Annotated in this window: 20 protein-coding genes; 12 read left to right on the forward strand and 8 right to left on the reverse strand. The window is 73.4% G+C overall.

Features of this window, described 5'->3' with window-relative positions; all coding sequences use genetic code 11:
• Nucleotides 1-77: 77 nt before the first annotated feature.
• Entirely contained in the window at nucleotides 78-1292 is a 1215-nt protein-coding gene (gene fdhA, locus WIS52_RS02345; RefSeq protein ID WP_349296383.1) for a formaldehyde dehydrogenase, glutathione-independent, read from the forward strand.
• 94 nt (nucleotides 1293-1386) lie between these two features.
• Here the strand turns inward: fdhA and WIS52_RS02350 are convergent, their stop codons facing one another.
• Nucleotides 1387-2187, reverse strand: a complete 801-nt coding sequence (locus WIS52_RS02350) for an NAD(P)-dependent oxidoreductase (protein ID WP_349296384.1) — start codon at nucleotides 2185-2187, stop codon at nucleotides 1387-1389.
• 55 nt (nucleotides 2188-2242) lie between these two features.
• On the opposite strand from WIS52_RS02350, the gene WIS52_RS02355 reads away from it, so the two are divergent.
• Nucleotides 2243-3001 carry an HpcH/HpaI aldolase family protein gene (locus WIS52_RS02355; protein ID WP_349296385.1) on the forward strand — a complete coding sequence of 253 codons (759 nt, stop codon included), beginning with the start codon at nucleotides 2243-2245 and terminating at the stop codon, nucleotides 2999-3001.
• Nucleotides 3002-3077: 76 nt separating this feature from the next.
• A complete protein-coding gene (locus WIS52_RS02360) occupies nucleotides 3078-4415 on the forward strand; it encodes an MFS transporter (RefSeq protein WP_349296386.1) in 1338 nt (445 codons plus the stop codon).
• Here WIS52_RS02360 and WIS52_RS02365 read toward each other — a convergent pair.
• From WIS52_RS02365 to WIS52_RS02380, 4 genes are read right to left on the reverse strand one after another with little or no spacing between them, the layout of a single operon-like run.
• Nucleotides 4412-6268, reverse strand: a complete 1857-nt coding sequence (locus WIS52_RS02365) for a metallophosphoesterase family protein (RefSeq protein WP_349296387.1) — start codon at nucleotides 6266-6268, stop codon at nucleotides 4412-4414. The two genes, WIS52_RS02360 and WIS52_RS02365, sit on opposite strands and share 4 nt — an antisense overlap.
• A 30-nt stretch (nucleotides 6269-6298) precedes the next feature.
• On the reverse strand, nucleotides 6299-7294 hold the full coding sequence (meaB, locus tag WIS52_RS02370; RefSeq protein WP_349296388.1) for a methylmalonyl Co-A mutase-associated GTPase MeaB: 996 nt from the start codon (nucleotides 7292-7294) through the stop codon (nucleotides 6299-6301).
• On the reverse strand, nucleotides 7294-9501 hold the full coding sequence (gene scpA, locus WIS52_RS02375) for a methylmalonyl-CoA mutase (RefSeq protein ID WP_379610145.1): 2208 nt from the start codon (nucleotides 9499-9501) through the stop codon (nucleotides 7294-7296). Before scpA ends, meaB begins: the two co-directional genes overlap by 1 nt.
• Nucleotides 9498-11411 carry a methylmalonyl-CoA mutase family protein gene (locus tag WIS52_RS02380; RefSeq protein ID WP_349296389.1) on the reverse strand — a complete coding sequence of 638 codons (1914 nt, stop codon included), beginning with the start codon at nucleotides 11409-11411 and terminating at the stop codon, nucleotides 9498-9500. The genes scpA and WIS52_RS02380 overlap by 4 nt, the downstream gene beginning before the upstream one ends.
• Before the next feature lie 139 nt (nucleotides 11412-11550).
• On the opposite strand from WIS52_RS02380, the gene WIS52_RS02385 reads away from it, so the two are divergent.
• The 3 genes from WIS52_RS02385 to WIS52_RS02395 are packed head-to-tail and all read left to right on the forward strand — an operon-like array spanning nucleotide 11551 to nucleotide 14344.
• Complete coding sequence (locus WIS52_RS02385; RefSeq protein ID WP_349296390.1) at nucleotides 11551-12198, forward strand: molybdopterin-dependent oxidoreductase; 648 nt, start codon at nucleotides 11551-11553, stop codon at nucleotides 12196-12198.
• 2 nt (nucleotides 12199-12200) lie between these two features.
• Nucleotides 12201-12920, forward strand: a complete 720-nt coding sequence (locus WIS52_RS02390) for an FAD-binding oxidoreductase (RefSeq protein WP_349296391.1) — start codon at nucleotides 12201-12203, stop codon at nucleotides 12918-12920.
• A gap of 41 nt (nucleotides 12921-12961) precedes the next feature.
• Nucleotides 12962-14344: a M1 family aminopeptidase gene (locus WIS52_RS02395; RefSeq protein WP_349296392.1), complete on the forward strand. Its 1383-nt coding sequence runs from the start codon at nucleotides 12962-12964 to the stop codon at nucleotides 14342-14344.
• A gap of 4 nt (nucleotides 14345-14348) precedes the next feature.
• Here the strand turns inward: WIS52_RS02395 and WIS52_RS02400 are convergent, their stop codons facing one another.
• Both WIS52_RS02400 and WIS52_RS02405 read right to left on the reverse strand, forming a co-directional pair.
• A complete protein-coding gene (locus tag WIS52_RS02400; RefSeq protein WP_349296393.1) occupies nucleotides 14349-14918 on the reverse strand; it encodes an MFS transporter in 570 nt (189 codons plus the stop codon).
• A 205-nt stretch (nucleotides 14919-15123) separates the two neighbouring features.
• Entirely contained in the window at nucleotides 15124-16425 is a 1302-nt protein-coding gene (locus WIS52_RS02405) for a DUF222 domain-containing protein (RefSeq protein WP_349296394.1), read from the reverse strand.
• A gap of 160 nt (nucleotides 16426-16585) precedes the next feature.
• Between WIS52_RS02405 and WIS52_RS02410 the strand changes: the two genes are divergently transcribed.
• The 5 genes from WIS52_RS02410 to WIS52_RS02430 all read left to right on the forward strand — a co-directional run bounded on the left by WIS52_RS02410 (nucleotide 16586) and on the right by WIS52_RS02430 (nucleotide 23970).
• Nucleotides 16586-18064 (forward strand): cytochrome ubiquinol oxidase subunit I, encoded by a 1479-nt coding sequence (locus WIS52_RS02410; RefSeq protein ID WP_349296395.1) that lies wholly within the window; start codon nucleotides 16586-16588, stop codon nucleotides 18062-18064.
• A gap of 10 nt (nucleotides 18065-18074) precedes the next feature.
• Entirely contained in the window at nucleotides 18075-19100 is a 1026-nt protein-coding gene (gene cydB / locus WIS52_RS02415) for a cytochrome d ubiquinol oxidase subunit II (protein ID WP_349296396.1), read from the forward strand.
• The gene (gene cydD, locus WIS52_RS02420) at nucleotides 19097-20764 is read left to right on the forward strand and encodes a thiol reductant ABC exporter subunit CydD (RefSeq protein WP_349296397.1); all 1668 of its coding nucleotides are present in this window, start codon (nucleotides 19097-19099) and stop codon (nucleotides 20762-20764) included. Before cydB ends, cydD begins: the two co-directional genes overlap by 4 nt.
• A complete protein-coding gene (gene cydC / locus WIS52_RS02425; protein ID WP_349296398.1) occupies nucleotides 20761-22476 on the forward strand; it encodes a thiol reductant ABC exporter subunit CydC in 1716 nt (571 codons plus the stop codon). Before cydD ends, cydC begins: the two co-directional genes overlap by 4 nt.
• Nucleotides 22477-22581: 105 nt before the next feature.
• The gene (locus WIS52_RS02430) at nucleotides 22582-23970 is read left to right on the forward strand and encodes a GH39 family glycosyl hydrolase (RefSeq protein ID WP_349296399.1); all 1389 of its coding nucleotides are present in this window, start codon (nucleotides 22582-22584) and stop codon (nucleotides 23968-23970) included.
• A gap of 7 nt (nucleotides 23971-23977) precedes the next feature.
• Here the strand turns inward: WIS52_RS02430 and fabG are convergent, their stop codons facing one another.
• Nucleotides 23978-24736, reverse strand: a complete 759-nt coding sequence (gene fabG, locus WIS52_RS02435; RefSeq protein ID WP_349296400.1) for a 3-oxoacyl-ACP reductase FabG — start codon at nucleotides 24734-24736, stop codon at nucleotides 23978-23980.
• 145 nt (nucleotides 24737-24881) lie between these two features.
• On the opposite strand from fabG, the gene WIS52_RS02440 reads away from it, so the two are divergent.
• Nucleotides 24882-25640, forward strand: coding sequence for a class I SAM-dependent DNA methyltransferase (locus tag WIS52_RS02440; RefSeq protein ID WP_349296401.1), 759 nt, complete (start codon nucleotides 24882-24884; stop codon nucleotides 25638-25640).
• Nucleotides 25641-25670 lie beyond the last annotated feature (30 nt).

A 25670-nucleotide genomic window follows, 5' to 3' on the forward strand; every position in this document is an offset into this window, starting at 1 on the left:
GGGAGGCACGGCACCGGGCGCGCGTCGGCGGGCCCGTGTCCGCGGGCTCGCACCGGCACCGAGGGGAGCGAGACACCATGCCCGACAACCGCGTCGTCGTCTACAAGGGACCGGGCGAGGTCGCCGTCGAGTCGATCGAGTACCCGAAGCTGGAGCTGCCGACCGACGTCGTCACCGGACTGAAGATCAAGCAGAAGGCCCCGCACGCGGCCATCCTCAAGATCGTCACCACCAACATCTGCGGCTCCGACCAGCACATGGTCCGCGGCCGCACCACGGCCCCGGTCGGGCAGACGCTCGGCCACGAGATCACCGGGGAGGTGGTGGAGACCGGCGACGACGTGCTGTTCGTCAACACCGGCGACATCTGCTCGGTACCGTTCAACATCGCCTGCGGGCGGTGCCGGATGTGCAACGAGGGCAAGACCGGGGTCTGCCTGAACGTCAACCCGGCGCGGCCGGGCGCCGCCTACGGCTACGTCGACATGGGCGGCTGGATCGGCGGGCAGGCCGAGTACGTGATGGTGCCCTACGCCGACTTCAACCTGCTGAGGTTCCCGGACCGGGAGCAGGCGATGGAGAAGATCCTCGACCTGACGATGCTGTCCGACATCTTCCCGACCGGCTACCACGGCGCGGTCACCGCGGGCGTCACCACCGGGTCGTCGGTCTACATCGCCGGGGCCGGCCCGGTCGGGCTCGCCGCGGCACACGCGGCGCAGGTGCTCGGCGCCGGTGCGGTGGTCGTCGGCGACATGATCCCGGAGCGGCTGGAGCAGGCCCGCAGCTTCGGCTGCGAGACGATCGACCTGCGCCTGGACGGCACGCTGCCCGAGATGATCGAGCAGCTGCTCGGCGAGCCCGAGGTGGACGCGGCCGTCGACGCCGTCGGGTTCGAGGCCCGCGGGCACGGCAAGGAGGGCGACGAGGCCCCCGCGACCGTGCTGAACTCGGTGATGGAGGTGACCCGGGTCGGCGGCGGGCTGGGCATCCCCGGGCTCTACGTCACCGGTGATCCCGGTGCGGTCGACGAGGGCGCCAAGCACGGCACGCTCGGCGTCCGGATCGGTCTGGGCTGGGCGAAGTCGCACAGCTTCACCACCGGTCAGTGCCCGGTGAAGCGCTACAACCGGCAGCTGATGAACGCGATCCTGTCCGGCAAGGCGCAGATCGCCAAGGCCGTCAACGCCACGACGATCCCGCTGGACGAGGCACCCCGGGGCTACCGGGACTTCGACGGCGGCGCGTCCCGCAAGTTCGTGATCGATCCGCACGGGATGGTCGCGGCCTGACACCCCAGCAGCACCCCGCCCCTCACTCATGACGCTTCAGTCCGGCCATGCCGAACTGAAGCGTCATGAGTCGGGCCCGGGCGGGAGGGCGCGGTCAGGTGGCGGCGCGGCGGTAGAGCTCGGCGGCGGCGCGGGAGAAGCCGTCGGGGACGCCGATCGCGGCCAGCGCGTCGGCGGCCTCGTCCATCTCCCCGGCCCACCGCCAGGCCTTGCCGTCCATCTTCGTGCGGATCGCGGCCAGCGCTCCCGCGTGGTCGACGCCGTTCCGGTCGAGCTCGGCGTGCAGTGCGTCGGTGACGCCGAACCGGGCCGCGGCCTCCTCCAGCGCCAGCCAGAGGGTGGGCATCGCCTTGCTCTGCAGCGCGAAGCAGGCCTTCAGCCCGCTGGCCGCGCCGACGTCGCCGGGGTCGGTGCCGAGCACCCGGGCGTCGAACGGGCCGGGTTCGAACAGCTCCGCGACGACGGCGGCGCACGGCCCGGACAGCCACAGCGTGGTCGTGCCACGCTCCCAGGCGGGCGGGCCGATGACCGCGCCGTCGCACACCCGGTCCGGGCCGAGCAGCGCCGCGATCCCGCGCACGGTGTCCGGCGCGACGGCGTTCGCGTCCACGTAGACGGCGCTCTCCCGCATGCTCCCGGCGACCTGCTCGGCGATCTCCCGGGCGGCGTGCGGCGGGCAGATCGAGACGATCACGTCGGCCCGGGCGGCCAGCTCGGCGACGTCCGGTACGGCGATCAGGTCGGCCAGCTCGGCCCGCTTCGCGGTGGCGTGCGTGCGGCCGGCGTCGGCCCAGATCACCGCGCCGGCGCGGGCCTTGAGCGCCGAACCCAGGGCGGCGCCCATCGCGCCCGGGTGCAGGATCCCGATCACCGGGCGGGGCGGGAGAGAACTCATGTGCCGATGATGCCGCCCCTGGCGCGCGGCCGCGGGAACGGGCACGGTCATGACCATGAACGCAGAGATCGACGAGGATCCGATGTTCACCGGCGACGCGGTCGGCGGCTGGCTGCAGCTGCCGTCCTCCGCCGTCGCCGAGGTGATGGGCGGGGTCGGGTTCGACAGCGTGTGCATCGACACCCAGCACGGCCTGATCGGCGACGACGCCGTGCTCGGGATGCTGCAGGCGCTGACCGCCACCGGTACCCGGTCACTGGTCCGGGTCCCCGGGCACGGTGCCGAGGCGATCGGGCGGGCGCTGGACCGGGGTGCCGACGGCGTGATCGTCCCGCTGGTCGACACGGCCGAACAAGCCGCCGCGGTGGCCGGTGCCTGCCGCTACCCGCCGCAGGGCGGGCACCGCAGCTTCGGCCCGCTGCGCCCGTCCTGGCTGGGCCGCGAACCGCTCACCCCCGGCAGGTGCGTGGTGATGATCGAGACGCGCGCCGCCGTCGAGAACCTGGAGTCGATCCTCGCCGTCGAGGGCCTGGACGCGGTCTTCATCGGACCCTCGGACCTCGCACTGGCGTACGACATGCCGCTCACCGCGCAGAACGCCGACGGCCCCCGGTCCGACGAGTACGCCGACCTGATCCGGACGATCACCGGCGCCTGCGCGGCGGCGGGCATGCCGGTCGGGATCTACTGCGACTCCCCCGCCCACGCCCGCCGGTTCCGCGAGCTCGGCTGCACGTTCACGATGGGGCCGGGCGAGCACGCGATCCTGCGCCAGGCGGCGACGGCGATGCTGGAGCAGGCCCGCGGCGATTGATCACCACTGCCGCAGATGTCCGGTTCTGTGCTATTCACTCCCCGCGGACGACGGCGTCCGCGGGGAGGGGGCAATCATGAGCGAGGCGACCCCGGTGTCGGAGAAGGCCCGTCTACGACGGGTGGCGGCGGCCAGCTGCACCGGCACCACCATCGAGTTCTACGACTTCTTCATCTACGGCACGGCCGCGGCCCTGGTGTTCCCCACGGTCTTCTTCCCGGCGCTGGGCGCCGCCGCGGGCACCGTCGCCTCGTTCGCGACGTTCGCGGTGGCGTTCTTCGCCCGCCCGGTCGGTGCCATCGTGTTCGGCCACTTCGGGGACCGGATCGGCCGCAAGCGGACGCTGATCTCGACGCTGCTGCTGATGGGCGTCGCGACCGTCCTGATCGGACTGCTGCCGGGCGCGGACACGCTCGGGGTGCTGGCCCCGCTGCTGCTGGTCACGCTGCGGTTCGCGCAGGGCTTCGCGGTCGGCGGGGAGTGGGCCGGCGCGACGCTGCTCGCCGCGGAGTACGCCCCGCCCGGGCAGCGCGGGCGCTACGCGCTGTTCCCGCAGCTCGGCCCGGCGCTGGCGTTCTTCCTGTCCAGCGGCACGTTCCTGGTCAGCGGCCTGGTGCTCGGGTTCGACGACGAGGCGTTCCTGACCTACGGCTGGCGGGTCCCGTTCATCGCCTCGATCCTGCTGATCGCGGTCGGGCTCTACGTCCGGCTGAAGATCGAGGAGACGCCGGTGTTCCGGGCCGCCCAGCAGCAGCGCTCCGCGGCGCCGGCACCGGCCGGCGAGCGGACGCCGTTCGTCGGTGTGCTGCGCGAGCAGTACCGGGAGATCCTGCTCGGGGCCGGGGCGGCGACGCTGTTCTTCGCCTTCTTCTACATGGGCACCGCGTACCTGACGAACTACGGCACCTCGGAGAGCGGCGCCGGACTGGACCGCACGCTGGTGCTCGGGATGGGCATGATCGCGTCGGTGTTCTTCGCCGCGGCCACGGTCGCGGCCGCGATCCTGTCCGACCGCTACGGCCGCCGGCGGATGATCATGCTGGCCAACGCGCTGGCGATCCCGTGGGCGCTGGTGCTGTTCCCGGTGCTCGACATCGGGACGGCGTGGGCGTTCGGGCTGGGGCTGACGGTCACGCTGACGATCTTCGCGATCGCCTACGGGCCGATGGGGGCGTTCCTGCCCGAGCTGTTCGAGACCCGGCACCGCTACACCGGCGCCGGCCTGGCCTACAACCTCGCCGGGGTGCTCGGTGGCGGGATCCCGCCACTGATCGCCAGCGGGCTGGCCGCGTCGTACGGCGGGTTCGCGATCGGGATCATGCTGGCGGGCATCGCGATCGGCAGCCTGGTCTGCACCCGGGTGCTGACCGAGACGATGGACCGCGACCTCACCGGGGCCGGGAACCGCGGCTAGAGGCGGACGACGGCCGCGGTCCCGCGGCGACCGGGGTCGAGGCGGAAGCGCAGCGGCCGGGCCGGCGTGCCGGCACCCGGCGGCACGTCGTCGACGAGCAGGCGTCGCTCGAACAACGTCACCTCGAGGTCGAGGGCCGAGCCCTCGACCCGGGTGAACGTGACACCCGCGAATCCCTCCCGGTCCTGGGGCAGGCGCTTCTCGAACCGGGCACGGGCATCCGGAAGGGGCGACCTCCGCGCCCGCGGCCCGTCCGCGATCTCGGAGAGCCGGAGGTCCTCCCGACGGCCCCCGAACAGCCCGGCCAGCCGGCGCCACGTGCTCAGGACCCCGCCGCCCCAGACCAGTGACATGGGCGAGGAGACGATCTCGAGCAGGCCGATCTCCGGGACGGTCGCGACGTGGCTCCGGTGGATGTCACCGCCGAGGACGACGGTCGGCCGGCCCTCCCGGGCATCGATCAGTCCGTCCCAGAGCCGCTGCCACTGGTACCAGTAGTCCTGCACGTCGGTCTCGGATCCGAACAGCCTGAGCCGCTCCGCCGTGTTCTTCTGCGTGTGGTGACCCGCCCGCACCAGCAGCGGTTGCGGTGTGGCGAGGACGAACACCGCCGCGGCCCGCGCGCGGCGGAGCATCTCGTCGAGGAACACCGGGTCGACGAACGCCGAGTGCACCGGATGACGCAGACGCCGGGTGCGCCGGGTGCGGGTGTCGAGGAGGCAGAACGTGAGCGGGTCGATGTGGATGGTCTGGAGGATCTCGTTGCGCGGGGCGTGGATCCCGGGCGGTCCGGCCCGTCGGGGCGCCCGCGCGGCGACCCCCTCGTCGTCGACGCCGAGCGACGGGCCCTGCCCTGCCCGGTCGGCGACGCTCCGCGTCTGGAAGGACCCGAACAGCTCGAAGGACGCCAGGCTCCACCCCTCCCATTCGGCGGGATGGACCGGGAAGTAGCTCTGCAGGAACGGATCGGTGGGCGCCCCGGCGTCCGGCGACGGCGGCACCGGGGAGACCTCGTCGTCCGGGACGACCGCCCGGACCCGCTCCCGATGGTTGCGCCGGGCCTCGGAGATCTTGCCGATCGAATGCTTCGCGGTCACCGAGCGGTTCGGCCAGCCGTTCCAGAACTCGTGGTCGTCCGGGAGGAAGTAGTTCGGTCCACCGGACAGGATCCGCTTCAGCCCGGTCCGGTCCGAGCTCGTCGACATCCCCCAGGTGGTCCAGTACTTGAGCAGGAGGCCGGAGCGGGGACGGCGACGGGACCGGAAGGCGTAGTGCGTGAACGGCGCGTCGGCGTAGACCTGATCCCCGAGGAGGAAGGTGAGGTCGGTTCCGCTGGGGAAGGCCCGCGCGTGCGCCTTCCCGATCTCGTCGTGCGAGTCGGTTCCCGCGTCGTAGCAGGACCCCACCATCAGCCGGAGCTCGTCCCCCGGCTCCGCCATGCGCGGCAGGGTCCGGACCCGGGCCACCGCGCGGGACCGTCCGGGGATCGCGAGCTGCGGCACCTCGACCGAGACGTCGTAGGCACCCGGCGGGACGGCGTCGACGGTGAGATGGCCGTGGAAGAAGCGGGGTTCCCGGGACGACCCGCCCTCCCCCGGCCGGTACCACCGCAGCACCACCGGGTACTCCCGGGTCAGGGCCTGCCCGGCCATCGTCACGGTGAGCGGCAGCGGGTCCGGGACGGCGTCCGGCCGGGGGCCCAGCACGACCCCGATCCAGAGGTCGAACCCCTCGGGCCGGGCGTTCTTCTGCACCAGCGCGACGCCGTCGTCGAGACTCGTCGTCCGCGGCCGCCACCCGCGCAGCCACGACGGGAGGGCCGGCACACGTGACCCGCGCGGCGTCGCTGCCATGTCGCGTCCTCGTCCCCGGCCCCGCCGCCGTTACCGGCCGCCGGAGTCCAGCGCGTCGAGCAGGGCCTGCGCGGCCAGCGTCGGGGTCAGCTCCCCGCTGCGCACCTCGGTGGTCAGCGAGGGCAGGCTCTCCCGCACCCCAGGGTCGAGCAGCACGCGGTCCATCAGCCGGTCGCGCACCATCTGCCACATCCAGTCGACCTGCTGGTCGGCGCGGCGGGTGGCCAGCTCGCCGGCCTTCTCCAGCGCGGTGTGGTGGTCGGTGACCTTCTCCCACACGGAGTCCAGGCCCATCCCGGTCTGCGCCGAGCAGGACAGCACCGGCGTCCGCCAGTGCGCCGAGGCCGGGACCATCATGTGCAGCGCGCCGGCGAGCTCGCGGGCTGCGGCGCGGGCGGCGCGCTCGTGGTCGCCGTCGGCCTTGTTGACCGCGACCACGTCGGCCAGCTCGAGGATCCCCTTCTTGATCCCCTGCAGCGAGTCGCCGGTGCGGGCGATCGTCAGGAACAGGAAGGTGTCGACCATCCCGGCGACGGTGGTCTCGGACTGCCCGACCCCGACCGTCTCGACCAGCACGACGTCGAACCCGGCGGCCTCCATCACCACCATCGTCTCCCGGGTGCGCCGGGCCACCCCGCCGAGCGTCCCGGCCGAGGGCGAGGGCCGGACGAAGGCGTCCGGGTCGACGGCCAGGCGCGGCATCCGGGTCTTGTCGCCCAGGATCGACCCGCGGGTCCGGGTCGACGACGGGTCGACGGCCAGCACCGCGACCCGGTGCCCCCGGCCGGTGAGCCGGGTCCCCATCGCCTCGATGAAGGTCGACTTCCCGACGCCGGGCACCCCGGAGATCCCGACCCGGAACGCGTTGCCGGCCTTCGGGGTCAGCTCGAGCAGCAGCTCCTGGGCGGCGCGCTGGTGGTCCGCACGGCTGGACTCGACCAGGGTGATCGCCCGGGCGAGCAGGGTGCGGTCGCCGGCGAGGACGCCGCGGGCGAGCTCGGCCGGGTCGGGGTTGCGCGGGCCCATCAGTCGGCGAACACGCTCCCGGGTTCGGTGACGGTGTCGTCGTCGTGCCCCAGCGCCACCGCCAGCTTCTCCAGCAGGTCGCACGCCGCCTCGGCGATCACGGTGCCGGGCGGGAACACCGCGGCCGCGCCCATCTCGAGGAGCTCCGGGACGTCCGCGGGCGGGATGACCCCGCCGACCACGACCATGATGTCCTCGCGGCCCAGCGCGGCCAGCTCCGCGCGCAGCTCCGGGACCAGCGTCAGGTGCCCGGCGGCCAGCGAGCTGGCGCCGATCACGTGCACGTCGGACTCGGCGGCCTGCTTCGCGACCTCGGCCGGGGTCTGGAACAGCGGCCCGACGTCGACGTCGAAGCCGATGTCGGCGAACGCCGTGGCGATCACCTTCTGGCCGCGGTCGTGGCCGTCCTGGCCCATCTTGGCGACCAGGATGCGCGGCTGGCGGCCCTCGGCGTCGGCGAACCCGCCGACCAGCTCACGGGCCCGGTCGATCGCCGGGTTCTGCCCGGCCTCGGCGGAGTACACACCGGAGATGATCCGGATCTGGCCGGCGTGCCGCCCGAAGACCTTCTCCAGCGCGTCGGAGATCTCGCCGACGGTGGCCTTGTTGCGGGCCGCGTTCACCGCCAGGTGCAGCAGGTTCTCCTCGTCCGGGCGCCGCGCCCCCTCGGCGATCTTCTCGGCGGCGCCGGTGAGGGCGCGCAGCGACTCGTCGAGGGCGCGGTCGTCGCGCTCGGCCCGGAGCTTCTGCAGCTTCTCCAGCTGCTCGCGGCGCACCCCGGCGTTGTCGACCTTGAGCACGTCGATCTGCTCGTCGGTGTCGACGACGTACTTGTTGACGCCGATCACCGGCTGGCGGCCGGAGTCGATCCGGGCCTGGGTGCGGGCCGCGGCCTCCTCGACGCGCATCTTCGGGATGCCGGCGTCGATGGCCTGCGCCATGCCGCCGGCCCGCTCGACCTCGTCGATGTGCGCCCAGGCCCGCTTGGCCAGGTCGTAGGTGAGGCGCTCCACGTAGTAGGAGCCACCCCACGGGTCGACGACGTTCGTCGTCCCCGACTCCTGCTGCAGCAGCAGCTGGGTGTTGCGCGCGATCCGCGCGGAGAAGTCGGTGGGCAGCGCGAGGGCCTCGTCGAGGGCGTTGGTGTGCAGCGACTGGGTGTGCCCCTGGGTCGCGGCCATCGCCTCGACGCACGTGCGGACGACGTTGTTGTAGACGTCCTGTGCGGTCAGCGACCAGCCGGAGGTCTGCGAGTGCGTCCGCAGGCTCAGCGACTTCGCGTTCTGCGGGTCGAACCGGTGCACCAGCTTCGACCAGAGCAGGCGCGCGGCCCGCATCTTGGCGACCTCCATGAAGAAGTTCATGCCGATCGCCCAGAAGAAGCTCAGCCGGGGCGCGAACCGGTCGACGTCCAGCCCGGCACCGACCCCTGCCCGCAGGTACTCCACGCCGTCGGCGAGGGTGTAGGCCAGCTCCAGGTCGTTCGTCGCCCCGGCCTCCTGGATGTGGTATCCGGAGATCGAGATCGAGTTGAACTTCGGCATGTGGGAGCTGGTGTAGCCGAAGATGTCGGAGATGATCTGCATCGACGGCTGCGGCGGGTAGATGTAGGTGTTGCGGACCATGAACTCCTTCAGGATGTCGTTCTGAATGGTTCCGGTCAGCTTGTCCGGGCTGACGCCCTGCTCCTCGGCCGCGACGATGTAGAGCGCGAGCACGGGCAGCACCGCGCCGTTCATGGTCATCGACACCGACATCCTGTCCAGCGGGATGCCGTCGAAGAGCTGGCGCATGTCCAGGATGGAGTCGATCGCGACCCCGGCCATGCCGACGTCGCCGCCCACGCGGGGGTGGTCGGAGTCGTAGCCACGGTGGGTGGCCAGGTCGAACGCGATCGACAGGCCCTTCTGGCCGGCGGCGAGGTTGCGCCGGTAGAACGCGTTGGACTCGGCCGCGGTGGAGAACCCGGCGTACTGGCGGACCGTCCACGGCTGGTTGGTGTACATCGTCGGGTACGGGCCGCGCAGGTACGGCGTGATCCCCGGGTAGGTGCCCAGGAAGTCGAGCCCGTCGAGGTCGGCCGCGGTGTAGAGCGGCTTGACGCCGATGCCCTCCGGCGCGTCCCAGGTCGGGGCCTGCCCCGGCCACGCGGTCGAGGGCGCCCGGTCCGAGGCCAGCGGCACGCTCGTGAAGTCCGGAATGCTCACTTCGCACCCTCCAGCGCGGTGTGGACGTCGTCGAGGACGGCCAGGGCGTCGCACCCGGCGTAGAGGTACCCGTCCACTGTGTTGTCGAGCCCGCCCACCCGATCCTCGTCCTTCGGCCGCCCCGCCAGCAGGATGCGGGTCGCCCCGGCGTTGCGCAGCGCAGCGGCCGCCGCCTCGGCCCGCTCGGCGTAGAGCGCGTCCGAGGAGCACAGCACCGCCACACCCGTGCCGGAGCCGGCGAACGCGTCGGCGACCTCGTCGGCGGTGCCGGTCGGGCCGGCGTCGGTGGTGTCGATCCCGCCCGCGCCGAGCAGGTTGCGGGTGAACCCGGCCCGCGTGGTGTAGTCGGCCAGCGCGCCGATCGTCGCGAGGAACACCGTCGGGCGGGTCCCGGTCTCGGCCAGCACGGCGTCGGACCGGTCGCGGTAGCCCTCGTAGGCCTCGGCCGGGCGCCACAGCGGCAGCCCGCCCCGCTCGACGGCCGGCGGCAGCGGGGTCCGCTCGACCGGCTTCTCCGCCAGGTCGGGGAACTCCGAGACACCGGTCAGCGGGGCCTTGCGGCGGGCGACGTCGGTCTCCCGACGGGCCCGGACCTCGCCGACCCGCTCGGCGACGAACCCGGAGTCCAGCGCGGCCTCGGCACCCCCGGCGGCCTCGACCTGCTGGAAGAACGCCCAGCCGGCCGCGGCCAGGTCGTCGGTGAGGTGCTCGACGTACCAGGACCCGCCGGCCGGGTCGATCACCCGGGCCAGGTGGGACTCCTCGACGAGCAGGGTCTGGGTGTTGCGGGCGATCCGGCGGGAGAACGGTTCGGAGACCCCGATCGCGGCGTCGAACGGCGGCACCGTGACCGCGTCCGCCCCGCCGACGCCGGCGGCGAACCCGGCGACGGTCCCGCGCAGCATGTTCACCCACGGGTCCCGGCGGGAGAACAGCACCTCGGCGACGGCGGCGTGCTGGCGCTGCGGGACGTCGGTGACGCCGCACTCCTCCAGCACCCGCGACCACAGCCGCCGCGCCGCGCGCAGCAGGGCGATGGTCGGGAACTGCTCGGGGGTGGCGGCGTAACGGAACTCGAGCAGCCGGGCCGCCGTGGCGATGTCGAGACCGGCCGCGGTCAGCGCGCGCAGGTAGGCGACCCCCGCGGCGAGCGACCAGCCGAGCTCCTGGGCGCCGGACCCGCCGGCCTCGCGGATCACGGTGGCGTCCACGGTGATCGCGGTGACCTGCCCGAAGCCGTCCGCGGCCCGCCGGGCCACCTCGACCGCGTCCGCCGCGGTGCCGGCGTCGCCCCCGGCCCGGGCCCGCAGCCCGATCGGGTCGACGCCCAGCGAACCGAGCAGGCTGGCGTCCTCGATGCCGTTGCGGGCGGCCAGGTCCAGGTAGGCGTGCGCGGCGGCGACGGCGTCCGGACCGGCGTCCAGGGCGATCGGGGCGAGGTCGAGGTAGACGCCGTCCAGCACGCCGGCGAGGTCGGCGACCGGGACGCCGCCGGTACCGACCCGCAGCCAGATCGAGTTCACCCCGCTCTGCAGGTCGGCGAGCACCGCCTCGTGCACCGCGGCCGGGTCGGTGCCGGTGTGCCGCTGGCGGACGTCCCAGCCGTCCTGGACCGGGCCGTCGGCCGTCGCCCCGCGGGTGAACGGCCACGCGCCGGGCACGCCGGTGCCGGGCAGGTCGGTGGTGTCCTCGGCGGCGTAGAGCGGTGCGACGCGGATGCCGTCCGGGCTGGTGCAGGTCAGGGTCTCGACGCCGGCGCCGAGCTCCGCGTCCTCGCCGATCCGTCCGGAGCGGCGCACCACGGCGTCCACGGCCCGGAGCCACTGCTCGCGGTCGACCGGGTCGAACCCGGCGGCGAGCTCGAGCTCGTCCGGTTCGACCGGGGCACCGGCTCCGTCGCTGCTCGTCATGCCACAGATCTCCTCACCGGCCCGCGAACGGCACCGTCGCCGACGTGCTGGGGAGTCTAGTGAGCCGGTGGCACAGAAGGCAGGCCCTGTGGCGAGCCGCGCACCGCGTGTGACGCATCCGACCGGGCACACTGGGCCCGTGGCACGAGATCTCTCCGCACCCGCCGCCCCGCGCGTCACCCGGGGTTTCGTGGGCCGCCGCGCCCGCGACCCCCGCCTGCCCCCCGGCCAGTACGACGCCGGCGACCAGTGGCCGGTGCTGACGGCCGAACGCGCCCCGCACCTGGACACCCGGCGCTGGAGCTTCCGCATCGACGGTCTGGTCGAGCGGGAGACCGAGTGGAGCTGGGACGAGATCCGAGCGCTCCCGCGGGACCGGTGGGAGGGCGACATCCACTGCGTCACCACCTGGTCGAAGTTCGGGATGCGGTTCGACGGCATCGGCGTCGACACCCTGCTCGAGGCGGCCGGGCCGCTGCCCGCGGCGCGTTACGTCGTCGCCTACTCGCACTCCGGCTACACCACGAACCTGCCGCTGGCCGACGTCACCGGCGGGCGGGCGTGGGTGGTGTTCGACGTCGCCACCCCGGGCTCGGGCTTCGCACCGCTGACCCGCGAGCACGGCGGACCGGCCCGGATGATCGTCCCGCACCTCTACTTCTGGAAGAGCGTGAAGTGGGTGGCCGGGCTCCGGCTGCTCGCCGAGGACGAGCCGGGGTTCTGGGAACGCAACGGCTACCACGACCGCGGCGACCCGTGGTCCGAGCAGCGCTTCCAGGGGGACTGAGCATGACCACCACGACGCCCCGCCGTACCCTGCGCTGGCAGGCCGCGACCGTCACCGAGATCCGGGACGAGGCGCCGAAGGTCAAGACCATCCGGCTCGGCCTGGAGGAACCCGCCCGGCACCTGCCGGGCCAGTACTACGTCCTGCGGCTGACCGCCGAGGACGGCTACACCGCCCAGCGGTCCTACTCGGTCGCCTCCGCGCCGGACGGCCGCCCGGAGATCGAGCTGACCGTGGAACGGCTCGACGACGGCGAGGTGTCCGAGTTCCTGCACGACGTCGTGATCCCCGGCGACGTGCTGGAGGTCCGCGGGCCGGTCGGCGGCTGGTTCGCCTGGGACGGCGAGAGCCCCGCGCTGCTGATCGGCGGCGGCTCCGGGCAGGTGCCGCTCGCCGCGATGCTGCGGCACGCCCGCGCGATCGGCCGGCCGGACCTGATCCGGATGCTGGTCTCGGCCCGCACCCCGCGCGGGATCTACTACGGCGACGAGCTGCGCACGCCGGACGTGACCCACGTGTTCACCAAGGTCGTGCCGGAGGGGTCCGCGCGGCCTGCGGGCCGGCTGACCCTGGACGACGTCGCCCCGCTGGTCCGCGGCGGGGAGACCGCGTTCGTGTGCGGCTCCCCCGCCTTCGCCGACGCCGCGGCGGGCCTGCTCGCCGAGGCGGGCGTGCCCGACCACGCGATCCGGATCGAGCAGTTCGGGCCGACCGGCGCCTGATCGGGGCGTGTCAGGCCCCACGGGGTTGGGAACCCGATCATGTGTCGTCCCGTCTCGTCGCTCCCCTGGTCGCCCTCGCCCTCCTGGGTGGCTGCGCCGCCGCGGCCCCGGCCCCGGCCGCGCCCGCCGCGCCGGACCCGGATCGGCCGGTCGTCTCGGCCACCCTGGACCTCGCCGACGACCTCGGCACGGCCACGGGTACCCACTCGGTCCGGTTCACCCCGGACCGTGAGGTGTGCGAGGTCGTGCTGCGGTTGTGGACCAACCGTCCGACGACGGTCCGCAACGGCAACTCCACCGAGCTCACCTCCGCGCGGGTCGACGGTGCACCGGTCGATCCGCAGGTCGAGCAGGCGGGCGCCCCGGACGGCGCGCCGGGGACGCTGGTGACCCTGCCGATGCCGTCCTGCGTACCCGCCGGGACCCCCGTCACCGCCGAGACCGGGTTCGAGACCACGCTCGGCGACGGGTCGACCGAACGGATCGGCCGCAGCGGAGCGGACACCGCGTGGCTCGGCTCGCCGCTGCCGGTGCTCCCGTGGGTGCGTGGCGAGGGCTGGATCCGCGATCCCGCGGTCGGGATGTCCGGCGAACAGGTGGTCGCCGAGGACTTCCGTCTGGAGTCGCTCGAGGTCACGGCCGGCGACGGGCAGGCGGTCGTGGGTGTCGGCGATCCGGCCGGCACCGGACCGGCCGGCCCCGGGCGCACCGCTCACCGGTTCACCGCCGACGCGATCCGGGACGTCGCGGTCGCCGTCGGCGACTACGAGATGACCGAGGCCGAGGTGAACGGTGTCGCGGTGCGCGTCGGCGTGCCCGACGGGGCCGATCACGACGGCGACGCTGCGGTCGAGCAGGTCCGCACGGAGCTCGGGAAGCTGGAGGAGCTGCTCGGCCCGCACCCGTACCGGAACCTCTGGGTGACGATCGTGCCCGGCCAGTCCGACGGCATCGAGTTCCCGACCCACCTGCAGTTCGGCAGTACCGGGTCGGCGTCCCTGGTGGCGCACGAGCTCGCCCACTCCTGGTTCTACTCGCTGGTCGGCAACGACCAGGGGCGGGACCCCTGGCTGGACGAGACCTTCGCGACCTGGGCGCAGGCGATCGTCTCGGACCAGTTCGACTACTACCGCCTGGACCGCTTCTCCCCCGACGACGACGGCCCGATCGGCGCTCCCATGTCCTACTGGGACGACCGGGGTGGCTTCTCCGGCTACGTCACCGGTGTCTACGACCAGGGCGCGGCCGCGCTGCTCGAAGGACGCGAGCGGGTCGGCGAGGAGCGGTTCGACGCGGCGATGCGCGGCTATCTCGACGCGAACGCGCACCGGGTGGCCGGTCCCGCCGATGTCGAGACCGCGTTCGCCGACCTTCCCGAGGTGCTGGAGGTGCTCCGCGAACACGGCGCGTTCGACTCCCCCTGACGCGTCACCCGGGTGCGCGGTAGTCCCGCAGCGGACGGTTCCGTGCACCGATCACCCCGATGACGGCGGCCGCGGCCAGCCCGCCGGTGACGAGTGCGACCGGGGCCGAGGTCAGCGACGCCACGAGGCCACCGCGGACGTTCCCGAGCTCCGGTCCGGCGATGCCGGCGACGAGCTCGGTGGACGACACCCGCCCGCGGTAGGCGTCCGGGGTCTCGGCCTGCACCAGTGCGGCGCGCACGATCACCGAGATGGAGTCCGCCGCTCCGGCGACGAGCAGGCAGACCAGCGCTGCACCGAGATGACCGGCCAGCCCGAACCCGGCCACGGCGAGCCCCCAGCTGAGCGCCGCGGTCAGCTGGACGGCACCTGATCTCCGGATCCCGGTGACCGCACCGGAGAACAGGGCGGCGAGCAGCCCGCCGACCGCCAGGGCGGACAGGAAGGCACCGGTGATGCGCGGGTCTCCGCCGAAGCGGACCTCGTTGACCATCGGGAACAGCGCGACCGGGAAGGCGAGCAGGCACGCCGCGAGGTCGACGCCGAGGGCGCCGACGGCGTCGGCCAGCGCCACCACCCAGACCGAACACGATCATGGGTACGGCGGTGGCGATGCCGATCGCCCCGGTCCACAGGGGACTGCGGGTCAGGTCCCAGGTCTGCTGCAGGACGGCCAGCGTCGCGATCGTGTGGCCCAGTCCCGCGCACGCGGTACCCGCCCAGGCGTCGCGGAACGGGACCGTCCGCAACGGTGAGAGGTCGAGCAGCACGCACCGAACCTATCTGGGCGGTGCGTTCGGGTAGGTGTGCCCGGTGGGTGTCGTGGTCTGGACGCCGTCGGGTGTGTGTTCGACTTTCCAGCCGGGTTGTTCGCGGAGGTAGTTGTGGAATTCGCAGGTTCCGCGGCCTTGGTCGAGGGTGGTGGTTCCGTGGTCGGCGGCGCGGGTGATGTGGTCGATGTGGCGGATGGGGGCGTCGCAGTAGGCCTCGGTGCAGCGGTTGCGGGTTCGGGCGCGGATGAGTTCGTCGAGGAAGCGGGTGAAGCGGCGTTGGCGGGTGTCTCCGCCGATGACGACGCCCTGGCGGGTGATGAGCCGGCGTAGCGTCGTGCGGCCCTTGTTGGTGGCGAGCAGGTCGGCCGGGACGGGTCCGTAGCCGGGGATCTCGGCGGGAAGCGGGGACTCGGGGTCGATCAGTGCCTCGACCGGGATCATGACCTGGACGTGCAGGTCGATGTCGGTGGCGTGGGTCTTGCCGGTGAGGCGTTCGACGAGGGTGTCGGCCATAACCTGCCCCCGGGTGCGGGTCAGCGGCTCGGGGCTGGCCGAGAGGTCGCGGTGGGCCTTGTCCAAGGCGGCCAGGCAGCCGACGGCCTGCTCGACGGGCAGGTGGGCGGTCAGGAACGCCATCCCGTCCGCGGCGGGGCGCACGGTGACCCGGCGCGTCTTCTTCGCCGCCTCGCACCGCTTCGCGAAGTCGGCGGGGGCGATCTCGGCGACCAGCCGCCGGGTCAGATCCCGCAGGCGTCCGATCCCGAGGCGGGTGAGGTCGTGTTCGGCCAGGCGCCGGTCGAGTTCGGCGCGCTGGTCGGGGGTCAGGGTGTCGGCGGCGGTGACGATGGCTGTGATCTTGTCGGCGTCGAGCTCGCCGGCGAGGAACAGGGCGCGCAGGTGGTCGAACCCGTTGTGCAGGTCGCGGGCGACGCGGATCCGGGTGCGGCCGTGGTGGGGTGAGGTGCGGCAGGCCAGCGCGATCTGCGCGGCGATGCTGCGTTCGAGCTTCTCGGGGTCGATGGTCTCGGCGGCCTGGGCGCCGGCGGCATCGATCCTCGCGGCGACGTGGGCGCGGGCGAAGTCGTGGGCGGTGTCGTGCAGCGCGGCGTCGAGCCGGTTGAGCTGGGTCTTCAGTCGGCGGATCCGGTCGATCCGCTCCGGATCGGTGCGCCCGGCGCCGGCCGAGGCCAGCAGCCGGTCCACGGCTGCTTCGACGAACACCAGGTCGAGCTCGGCGTCGGAGAACGCGGGCAGCTCCTCGTCGTCCAGGTCGTAGCCCGGGATCGGGGGTTCGAGGAGCGCGGTCATGCACTCCACTCTACTCGAACGCCAGTTCGATTGCGACACCTTGTCCACACGCGGCGACGCGTCCCACGTGTCGACCACCACCCCACCCCGGACCCCGCCGATCTTCTACTTCCGGTAGAACTACTACTGGACGTAGAATTTCGCGGAGGGCGGGACCGGGATGGACGCGCTGGACCTGGCACGCTGGCAGTTCGGGATCACGACCGTCTACCACTTCCTGTTCGTGCCGCTGACGATCGGCCTCTCGGTCATCGTCGCCTCGCTGCAGACCGCGTGGTTCCGCACCGGCCGCACCGAGTACCTGCGCGCCACCAAGTTCTTCGGGAAGCTCTTCCTGATCAACTTCGCGATGGGCGTGGTCACCGGGATCGTCCAGGAGTTCCAGTTCGGGATGAACTGGAGCACCTACTCCACCTTCGTCGGCGACGTCTTCGGCGCCCCGCTGGCGATGGAGGCGCTGATCGCGTTCTTCCTGGAGTCGACCTTCATCGGGCTCTGGATCTTCGGGTGGGACCGGCTGCGCAAGGGCGTCCACCTGGCCTGCATCTGGGCCGCGGCGATCGGGTCGAACCTGTCGGCGTACTTCATCCTCGCCGCGAACGCGTGGATGCGGAACCCGGTCGGCTACGAGGTCGACCCGGTCACCGGCCGGGCCCGGCTCACCGACATCGGTGCGGTGCTGATGAACCCGCAGGCCTGGTCGACCTACTTCCACGTGATCGCGGCGTCGTTCGTGATCGCCGGGCTGTTCGTGGCCGCGGTCAGCGCCTGGAAGCTGATGAAGGAGCGGTGGCCGAGCGACGGCGCACCCACTCCGCACGCCTCCGAGCACGAGCTGTTCCGCAAGAGCATGCGCGCCGGGTTCGTCGTCACCGCGATCGCCGGGATGCTCGTCGTCGCCTCCGGGGACCACCAGGCCAAGCTCGCCACCCAGTACGAGCCGATGAAGCTCGCCGCCGCCGAGGCGCTGTGGCAGACCGAGGAGTCGGCCGGGTTCTCGCTGTTCGCCGTCGGTGACATCCAGGGCAGCCGCAACCACATCAACGTCCAGATCCCGGGCGTGCTGAGCTTCCTGGCCACCGGCAGCCCGTGGGGCGAGGTGCAGGGCATCGAGAACGTCCAGGCCTCCTACGAGCAGCTCTACGGGCCCGGGGACTACACGCCCAACATCGCCGTCCTGTACTGGTCGTTCCGGCTGATGATGGGACTCGGCCTGGCCGGCGTCGCCGTCTCGGTGGCCGGGCTGTGGCTGACCCGCCGCGGACGGCTGCCCGGCTTCACCCGCGACGGCGCACCCGCCCCGGCGGGACGCGCGCACCGCTGGATGTACCGGGCCGTCGTCGCGGCACTGCCCGCGGCACTAGCGGGCAACATCTTCGGCTGGATCCTCACCGAGATGGGCCGCCAGCCCTGGACGGTGCACGGCGAGCTGCTGACCGCCGCCAGCGTCTCCCCCGGCGTGAGCCTGGGCCAGGTCGCGTTCTCCCTGGCGGCCTTCACCGCGCTCTACGGCGTGCTCGCCGTCGTCGAGGCCGGCCTGCTGTTCCGCTACGTGAAGGCCGGCCCGGGCGCGGCGATGCCCTACCCCGACGAGACGACCCCCGAGCCCGAGCGCCGCGCCCCGGCGTTCTCCTACTAGGAGCACGATCATGGACCTGCCCACCGCCTGGTTCCTCGCCGTCGCCGTGCTCTGGACCGGCTACCTGGTCCTGGAGGGCTTCGACTTCGGCGTCGGGATGCTGCTGCGCGCCTTCGGCCGCGACGAGGACGACCGCGAGGTCACCCTCGGCGCGATCGGCCCGGTCTGGGACGGCAACGAGGTCTGGCTGATCGCCGCCGTCGGCGCGATGTTCGCCGCCTTCCCCGCCTGGTACGCCGCCACCTTCTCCGGCTTCTACCTGCCGGTGCTGTTCGTGCTGCTGGCGCTGATCGTGCGCGGGGTCGGGCTGGAGTACCGGGTCAAGCGCGACGACGCCGCCTGGAAGTTCCGGTGGGACCTCTGCATCGGGCTCGGTTCGCTGGTGCCCGCGTTCGTCTGGGGCATGGTCCTGGCCAATCTGGTCCGCGGTCTCCCGACGACGGCCACCGCTCCGGGACCGGGTGCCAACACCGTCGTGACGGCCTCGCTCGCGGATCTCTTCAACGGCTACGCACTGCTCGGCGGGCTGGTGACGACGACGCTGTTCCTGTTGCACGGTGCGGTGTTCCTGTCCCTGAAGACCGACGGCCCGGTCCGCTACCGGGCGCGGCGGTTCGCCGTCGTCACCGTGGTGCCGGTGCTGCTGCTGACGATCGCGTTCCTGACCGCGACCCTGGCGCTGCGGCTGCCGTCCTGGACCACGCCGGTGGCGTGGGCGGCCGGGCTGGCACTGGTCCTGGCCGGGATCGCGCTGCTGCTCGGCCGGGAGGGCTGGGCCTTCACCGCGACGGCGACGGCGATCGGCGGGCTGTCGGTGGTCCTGTTCGGCCAGCTGTACCCCGAGCTGCTGGTGAGCACCACCGACCCGGCGCACACCCTGACGGTGGCGAACGCCGCGAGCGCGCCCTACACGCTGACCGTGATGAGCTGGGTCGCGGTGGTGTTCCTGCCGCTGGTGCTGGGCTACCAGGCGTGGAGCTACTGGGTCTTCCGCAAGCGCCTGGGCGGCGCGCGGGTCGAACCGGCCGTGCAGTGAGCAGTCCGACGACGACGAGCGCCCCGCCCGTCGACCCGCGGCTGCTCCGCACCGCGACGGCGGTCCGCACCCACCTGCTCGTCGCCGCGGCCTGCGGGGTCGCGGTCACCGGGCTGATCCTGGCCCAGGCCTGGCTGCTGTCCCGCGCGATCGCCGGCGCCACCACCGGCACCCCGTTCGGCGCGCTGGTGCCGCTCGTCGTCGGCGTGGCGGTCATCGCGCTGGCCCGCGCGGTGCTGTCCTACGGCGCCGAGGCCACCGCGCTGCGCAGCGCGGCCCGCGCGAAGTCCCAGTTGCGGATGCGGCTGGTGCACCGGCTCGCCGTCGCCCCACCGGACCCGTCGCGTTCCACCGGCGAGCTCGTCACCCTCGCGACCCGCGGCCTCGACGCGCTCGACGACTACTTCGCCCGCTACCTGCCCCAGCTCGTCCTGGCGGTGCTGGTGCCGGTCGCGGTGCTGGTCGTCGTCGCCGAGGCGGACTGGATCTCCGCGATCGTCATCGGGATCACCCTGCCGCTGATCCCGGTCTTCATGGCGCTGATCGGGCTCTACACACGGGCCCGCACCGACCGGCAGTGGCGGATGCTGTCCCGGCTCGGCGGGCACTTCCTCGACGTCGTCCAGGGCCTGCCGACGCTCGCGCTGTTCCGGCGCGCGGGCGTGGTGGCCGAGAAGGTCCGGGACACCACCGAGGAGCACCGCCGGGCCACCATGGGCACCCTGCGGGTCGCCTTCCTGTCCGCGTTCGTGCTGGAGCTGGTGGCGACGCTGTCGGTGGCGCTGGTCGCCGTCGAGGTCGGGCTGCGGTTGCTCTACGGCAACCTGGACTACGCCACCGCGCTGTTCGTGCTGATCCTCGCGCCCGAGGCCTACCTGCCGCTGCGGGAGGTCGGGGCGCGGTTCCACGCCAGCATGGAGGGCGTCGCGGCGGCCCGGCAGGTGTTCGACGAGCTGGACCGGCCCGGCACCACGCGGGGAACGGGCACCGCGCCGCCGCAGGCCCCCGCCCCCGCCGGACGCAGGCTGGTCGTCCGGGACCTGCGGGTGCGCTACCCCGGAACCCCCGGCGACGCCCTGCACGGACTGGACCTCGACGTCCGGCCCGGTGAGACCGTGCTGCTGCGCGGACCGTCGGGCGCGGGCAAGTCGACGCTGCTCGGTGTGCTGCTCGGGTTCGTCGCGCCGAGCGGCGGGCAGGTGCGCGCCGACGGGGCCGACCTCGCGGAACTGGACCTCGACGCCTGGCGCCGCACCGTCGCCTGGGTCCCGCAGCACCCGCACCTGTTCGCCGGGTCGGTCGCCGACAACGTCCGGCTCGGCGAGCCGGACGCCTCCGACGACGCGGTGCGCGACGCGGCCCGGCGCGCCGGGCTGCACGCCGTCGTCGCGCGGCTGCCGCAGGGCTGGGACACCCCGCTCGGCGAGGGCGGTGCCCGGCTGTCGTCGGGCGAGCGTCAGCGGGTGGCCCTGGCGCGGGCGTTCCTGCGCGACGCCCCGCTGGTGCTGCTCGACGAACCCACCGCGCACCTCGACCCCGACTCGGCCACGGTCGTCCGCGCCGCCGCGGCGGACCTGCTCGCCGGCCGGACCGCGATCGTCGTCGCGCACGACGACGGCTGGGACGCCGTCGCCGACCGCACCACACACCTGGACCCCCGGTGAGCGCGCGCACCCTCACCGGGCCCTGGTCGCTCGCTGCGACCGTGTTGCGGCCCCGCGCCCGCGGCGTGCTCGGCGGGGCGCTGCTCGGCGCGCTCGCCACCGCCTGCGGGGCGGGGCTGCTGTCCCTGGCGGCTTGGCTGCTCGCCACCGCCGCCCAGCACCCGCCGGTGACCGCGCTGAGCGTCGCCGTGGTGCTCACCCGGGCGCTCGGCGTCGGCCGCGGGGTCGCCCGCTACGCCGAGCGGCTGGTCGGACACGACGCCGCCCTGCGCGCGCTGTCCGACCTGCGCGGCCGGGTCTACGCCCGGCTCGCCGCCACCGAGCCGATCCACCGGTTCCGCTCCGGGGACCTGGTCTCCCGGCTGGTGTCGGACACCGACTCGGTGCAGGACCTCGTCGTGCGCGGGGTGCTGCCCCCGGTGGCCGCCGCGCTGGCCGGGTCCGGGGCCGTCCTGCTGGCGACGGCGCTGTGGGCGCCGGGTGGTGCGCTGCTGGCCGCGGGGCTGCTCCTGGCCGGCGTCGCAGTCCCGGCCCTGGCCGCGGCGCTGTCCCGCCGACCCGCCGAGCGTGCTGCCCGCGCCCGGGCGCGGCTGTCGACCGGGCTGGTCGACGTCCTCGACGGGGCACCGGACCTGATCGCCTACGGCGCGACCGGACGGGCCGTGGCCGCCGTCGAGCACGCCGACGCCGAGCTCACCCGCACCGCCCGCCGCGATGCCGCGCTGCTCGGTCTGGGTGCCGGGTCGGGCGCCCTGGTCGCCGGGCTCACCCTGGCCGGGACACTGCTGCTCGGGGTCGCGGCCGTCGACGCGGGCACGCTCGGCGCCGTCCCGATGGCCGTGCTGGTGCTGACCGCGCTGGCCGCCTTCGAGATCGTCGCCCCGCTCCCGGCCGCCGCGGCCCGGCTGGCGTCGGTCCGGGCCGGGCTGGCCCGGCTGGTGCCGGTGCTGGACGCCGAACCGGCGACGCTGCCCCGCGAGCCGGGGCTCACGCCGCTCCCCCGCCGCGGCACCCTGCGGGTCCGCGGGCTGGTCGCCGCGTGGGAGCCCGCGGAGCCCGGCTCCCGCACCGTGCTCGACGGGCTCGACCTCGAGGTCGCCCCCGGGCAGCGGGTGGCGCTGGTCGGGGCCAGCGGGTCGGGGAAGTCGACGCTGGCCGCGGTGCTGTTCCGGTTCCTGGACCCGGTCGCGGGGTCGGTCACCCTCGGCGGGCAGGAGATGACCACGCGCCCGCCCGAGGAGGTCCGCACCGTCGTCTCCGGGGTCCCCGCCGACCCGCACGTGTTCGACTCGACGGTGCGGGAGAACCTGCGGCTCGCCGCGCCGCGCGCCACCGATCACGAGCTCGCGGCGGTGCTCCGCCGGGTCGGGCTGACCGGCCTCGCCCCCGACGACGAGGTCGGCGCGCACGGGGCCCGGCTCTCCGGCGGGATGCGCCGCCGGCTGGCGCTGGCCCGTGCGCTGCTCGCCGACCCCGCCGTCCTCGTGCTCGACGAGCCGACCGCGCACCTCGACCCGGACACCCGCGACGCCGTGCTCGACGACCTGCTCACCGCGGCCGGTGACCGCGCGGTGCTGATGATCACCCACGACCCGGTCGTCGCGGATCACGCCGACGCCGTTCTCACGCTGCGCGACAAGACGCTTCATATCCGTGACCGGGCTGGCCGCACTGCCGCCGAACCGCCGCTCTACCCTGCTCCGAAAGCCTGAACGTGGGCGGCGGCCGAGGTCGAGTCCCTCTCAGGCCCGTCACAGGACCCCCCTGCCACTGTGGAAACCGTGCCCGTGACCGTGACAGAACGTGAGGACCCCACCGTGCGAGCGCACCGCCGTCCACACTCGATCGCCCTCGCCGGGCTTCTCGCCGGCATGCTCGTGCTGGCGTCCTGCACCACCGGTGACGGGACCGACGGCGACCCGGTCACCGGCACCGCCCCGGCGTCCGAGCTCGAGGCCTCGGCACGTGCGGTGGACCTGCAGAACGGCTGGAACTGGACCCAGCAGCCCGGCCCGCTGGAGCTCGGCGTCACCCACACCCAGAACAGCCTGGACGCCACCGAGCCCGCCGAGGCCCGCCAGCGCGGCATCGACATCCTCTCCGCCCTGGGCGAGGAGTACCAGAACCACCACCTCATGGGCTTCGGCACGCTCAACCCCGAGCCGGCCCCCGGCCAGTACGACTGGGGCTCGCTGGACCGCCGGATGCAGCTGACCGAGGAGACCGGCGGCAAGGCGATGCTGACGCTGTGCTGCTCCCCGGACTGGATGAAGGGCGGCCCGCCCGGCGTCACCTCCTGGGACCGCCTGGAGATGGCCCCGCTGCCGGAGCACTTCCGCGACTACGCGAACCTCGCCGCGGAGGCCGTGCAGCGCTACCCGCAGGTCGACCGGGTGCTGGTCTGGAACGAGCTCAAGGGCTTCTACCACGAGGACCAGAACCGCTGGGACTACGAGGGCTACACCGAGCTGTACAACGAGGTCTACCGGGCGGTGAAGGAGGTCCGGCCGGACGTCCAGATCGGCGGGCCGTACGTGGTCATGAGCAGCGTCTCCCCCGACTCCGGTGACGCCTCGGACATCCGCGGCGCCTGGGGCGCACTCGACCAGCGCCCGCTGGACGTGATCGAGTACTGGCTGGAGAACAACGTCGGCGCCGACTTCATGGTCGTCGACGGCGCCACCACCAACCGCGGCCAGCAGGACGCGATCTCACCGGTCGACGTCGGCGCCCAGAAGTTCTCGGTGATCGACGACTGGATCCAGCAGCGCACCGACCTGCCGATCTGGTGGGCCGAGTTCTACGCCAACGTCCCGGCCGAGGCCGAGGCCGGCTTCGACACCCCGGCCAGCGCCGTCTCGACGCTGGCCGCGGTGCAGGCGATGGCCCGCTCCGGTACCGAGGGCGCGCTGCTGTGGGGCCCGGAGGGCGCCGACCACCTCGCCTACTCGTCGCTGTGGACGCCGGCGACCGAGGAGACCGGCGGTCAGCCGACCCCGCTCACCGACGCCTGGGGCTGGCTGGTCCCGCGGCTGCGGTCCGGCGACGTCGAGCTGGGCCGGGCGGAGAACTCGTCGCTGGGCGCCTTCCGGGCCTCCGACGGCTCGGTGCTGATGATGAACCTCAGCGCCGACCCGGTCCCGGTCGAGGGCCAGGACGACATCCCCGGCTGGGCGGTCGTCCCGATGGACGGCAGCAGCTCCTAGGTGACACCTAGGTGCGTGGCCCGCCCGCCACGTAGACGACCTGGCCGTTGACGAACGACGAGCGCTCGTCGACGAAGAACGAGACCGTGTGCGCGATGTCCTCGGGGGTCCCGGCCCGCTGGACCGGGATCTCCGAGGCACGCGCCGCCCGGAACGCCTCCCAGTCCTGACCGAGCCGCTCCGCGGTCGCCTTCGTCATCTCCGAGGCGATGAACCCCGGCGCGATGCAGTTCGCCGTGACGCCGAACTTGCCCAGCTCGATCGCCAGGGTCTTGGTGAAGCCCTGCAGCCCGGCCTTCGCGGTGGCGTAGTTCGCCTGCCCCCGGTTGCCCAGCGCCGAGACCGACGACAGGTTCACCACCCGGCCCCAGCCGGCCTCGACCATCGACTTCTGGATCCCCCGGGTCATCAGGAACGCGCCCTTGAGGTGCACGCCCATCACCGCGTCCCAGTCGTCGTCGGACATCTTGAACAGCAGGTTGTCCTTGGTGATGCCGGCGTTGTTGACCAGGATCGTCGGCGGGCCCAGCCGCTCGGTGACCGCCCCGACCGCCGCCTCGACCGCGGCCCGGTCCGACACGTCGGCGCCGAACGCCGCGGCGGTGCCGCCCGCGCCCTCGATCGCCTCGACGGTCGCCTTCGCCGCCCTCTCCTCGAGGTCCAGCACCGCGACCCGGTGCCCGTCGGCCGCCAGCCGGAGTGCGGTCGCGGCCCCGATCCCCCGGGCTGCTCCGGTGACGACGGCGGTCCTCTGCTGCGGGGTCATGGGCTCTCCTCGGGTCTCGGCGGCGGTGCCGCAGTCGATCGTGTCACGGGTGCGGAGCGGACGGCGTGGTGTCCCTCACCACGAACGGGGCACCGCATATTCCACTAGCGTCGTGTGGGCCCGTTCCCGACCAGGAAGGTTTTTCATGGTTGAGCGTTCTGGACCCCCTTACCGGCTGGCCCTGCCCGAACCCGGCCAGACCTACGAGCAGGACGTCGAGTACTGCGTTCTCGACACCGGCTCCGGATGGGAGGAGTACCGCTTCCACGACTACGACCGGCTCTACCGGGTCCCCGGCCTCTACGAGAAGCTGTTCTACGACATCCTGCAGTGCCAGTCGCCGCCGGTGGTGTGCGACCTGCTCGCCGCGCACCTCGGGGAGCCCGCCGGGCTCGCGCTGTCCGATGTCCGAGTCCTCGACGTCGGCGCCGGCAACGGCATCGTCGCCGAGGAGCTGCGCTCGCGCGGCGTCGGCGCGGTGGTCGGCATCGACATCATCCCGGAGGCCCGCGCGGCCGCCGAGCGCGACCGCCCGGGCGTCTACGCCGACTACCACGTCGTCGACCTCACCGCACTGGACGACGACAAGGCGGAGACCATCGCCGCCGGCGGTTTCGACGCGATGACCTGCGTGGCCGCGCTGGGCTTCGGCGACATCCCGCCCGAGGCGTTCCGCGTCGCCTTCGACATGGTCGCGGTGGACGGCATCGTCGCCTTCACCCTGCGCGACGATTTCCTGACCGACGGCGACACCACCGGCTTCGCCGGTCTGATCGGCTCCATGCTGGGGTCCGGCGAGCTCGAGCAGCTCGGCTCCACGGTCTACCAGCACCGGCTCGCGACCTCCCGCGACCCGCTGCACTACCGGGCCGTCGTGGCCCGCAAGCGCTCCGCGCGCGTGTAGTACCGGCGCGCCCGCGTCGGGGAGCACTGC

The organism is Pseudonocardia nematodicida (assembly GCF_040105385.1).
Lineage (GTDB): Bacteria > Actinomycetota > Actinomycetes > Mycobacteriales > Pseudonocardiaceae > Pseudonocardia > Pseudonocardia nematodicida.